Origin of the sequence: Microcystis sp. LEGE 00066, from assembly GCF_015207925.1 — a bacterium.
In the GTDB taxonomy this organism is placed as follows: domain Bacteria; phylum Cyanobacteriota; class Cyanobacteriia; order Cyanobacteriales; family Microcystaceae; genus Microcystis; species Microcystis ichthyoblabe_A.
Genome location: NZ_JADEVX010000324.1, coordinates 1 through 2,069, shown reverse-complemented (window position 1 = coordinate 2,069; position 2,069 = coordinate 1). Strand labels below are relative to the sequence as shown.

Annotated in this window: 3 protein-coding genes; 2 read left to right on the top strand and 1 reads right to left on the bottom strand. The window is 38.8% G+C overall.

Annotation, left to right across the window (positions count from 1 at the left end; translation table 11 throughout):
- On the bottom strand, positions 1-223 hold a 223-nt coding region (locus IQ224_RS23110), incomplete at its 3' end, for a transposase (protein WP_130757148.1).
- Between the two features lie 318 nt (positions 224-541).
- Between IQ224_RS23110 and IQ224_RS23105 the strand changes: the two genes are divergently transcribed.
- On the top strand, positions 542-1,144 hold the full coding sequence (locus tag IQ224_RS23105) for a Uma2 family endonuclease (RefSeq protein ID WP_002745813.1): 603 nt from the start codon (positions 542-544) through the stop codon (positions 1,142-1,144).
- A 15-nt stretch (positions 1,145-1,159) separates the two neighbouring features.
- Positions 1,160-1,789, top strand: coding sequence for a hypothetical protein (locus IQ224_RS23100; protein WP_002745810.1), 630 nt, complete (start codon positions 1,160-1,162; stop codon positions 1,787-1,789).
- The last annotated feature ends 280 nt before the right edge of the window (positions 1,790-2,069 follow it).

Here is a 2,069-nt window from a genome sequence, read left to right as displayed (position 1 = left end):
CTACTGTACTTTTAGCTTGGGCGGCAATTATATCTGAGGGGTGAAAATAGGGGGAATTCCAAAAGTCGTAGGTGGCACTCGCTGCGGCTAGATTTCCCGAAGCTTGTGGCACACTTGTACTAGGTTGACTGGCCAAGTTTTCTACGATACTGATTAACCTTTTCTTTCTTCTGGTGTCCCCTAGGTCTGCATATTGTAATTCTTGGGCTGCCCATTTCTCCATTTTTTTGCTTACCTCCACCTTAATTCCTTCTTTCAAAACTATACCTATCAATCGTTTCCCCTTTTTTTAAGTTTCTTCTCTTTTTGTTAAGAAAGATCTGACTAATGGATAGCCCCCTTGATAAGGGGGGTGCCGATAGGCGGGGGGATCTGACAACTTTTAACGCCTACCTACTTAATTGTCTAGCTACTGATTAAGGAGGGTAGCGGGGGGGAGTTTTTTTTAAGGATTTTTTAACCCCCAAAATCCCCCGATTCTGGCGAGCAATCAGTATCATGGATAACAACAACAAGCTATAGGTCTAATCCGATAAAAATCATGACCTACCTATCTCCCAAATTATTCACTTTTGAAGACTTTTTAAACCAGTATGGAGATGACCCACGCTATCAATTAATTGACGGGGAGTTGCGAGACATGGAACCCACTGGACATCAGGAATCCGTAGCGGGAAAAATCGCAGGAAGACTGTGGGGAGAAATTTTTCGATTACATCTACCCTGGACAATTCCTAAAAACTGTTTGCTCCGTCCAGAATCGGGTCAAGCTACTGCTTTACGTCCCGATGTCATCATTTTGGATGAAGTGGACTTTAGCACCGAACCTCTCTGGGAAAAACAAGCAATTTTAACTAGCTCCCAAGCAATTAAATTAGTGGTAGAAGTGGTTAGTAGTAATTGGCAAGATGATTATGCACGCAAAGTTGAAGAATACTCATCTTTAGGTATTGCTGAATATTGGATTGTCGATTTTTGTGGATTGGGTGGCATCTCTTTTATCGGTAAACCCAAACAGCCTACTTTGACTATTTGTCAGCTAAAAGGTGATGAATATCAACAAAAATTATATCGTCTTTATGAGCGCATTAGTTCGGCAGTTTTTCCCGAATTGTCTCTGTGTCTTCTCGATATTATGCCCTAAATCTCTAGTAAAATTATGCTGAAATCTCTTAAAAATGTCCTGAGTAATCTGCGTCAATATCCCTATAATATTATCTTTAATCCCCTCACCAATGCATCATTAACCATCGCCGCTATTTTGGCACTAATTGCCGATCAATTTGGACAGGGATATTATCTAATTTTTCTGATTACTTTGGCTCTAGTTATCATCGGTATCTGGCTAGAATCTCAGAAATACGACCTCTATAAACATCAGGCGATTCCTCTACCGATAGTGATTAATATTGCTAATCCTGCCGATAGTAATAAGGCTCTGCAATCGCTTTTTAATATCATCGAAACAGAAAATAAATACAAAGAGCATCAAAATAATCTTGACCAGTATCTCAATATTAGCGAAACAGATTTAATTTTTAACTACTCCTGTGATATTTATGATCAAGAAATGCTGAAAACTTTTCTGCAAATACTACGCTATAATCTAGAGAAACTTAAGAAAAAAACTCCCCAAAATACTATTATTTATCTTGCCTATATCGGTCCGATTAGCGTCGCTATTATGGTCGGCACTATTCTCGCTACTGAAGGAGTAAAAATCCTGACTGACGGACACATTTTTCAATACAAAGACAAGTACTGTTATGTGAAAGCCTCAAACTCCTGAATAAAAGAAAAGGTAATTTTGCCATAATAATCCTGACGAGCTTTGCGAGAAGCAAAACAGGGAAAAGGGTCAACAGAAAATAAGTGGTCAAGTCGCAAGAAGGGACGCGCCTTATGAACAACTCCCGCCAGCCAACGTAAACCAATTTTCAAATATACTTTGCACGGTTATAACTTGCATTTTTTACTCAAAGACAATAATATAGTTCAAGAGTCATAATTAGAAGCAAAGCACTCATTAAAAACATGATTAACCTAGAATTCACGGAAGAAGAAAAGAA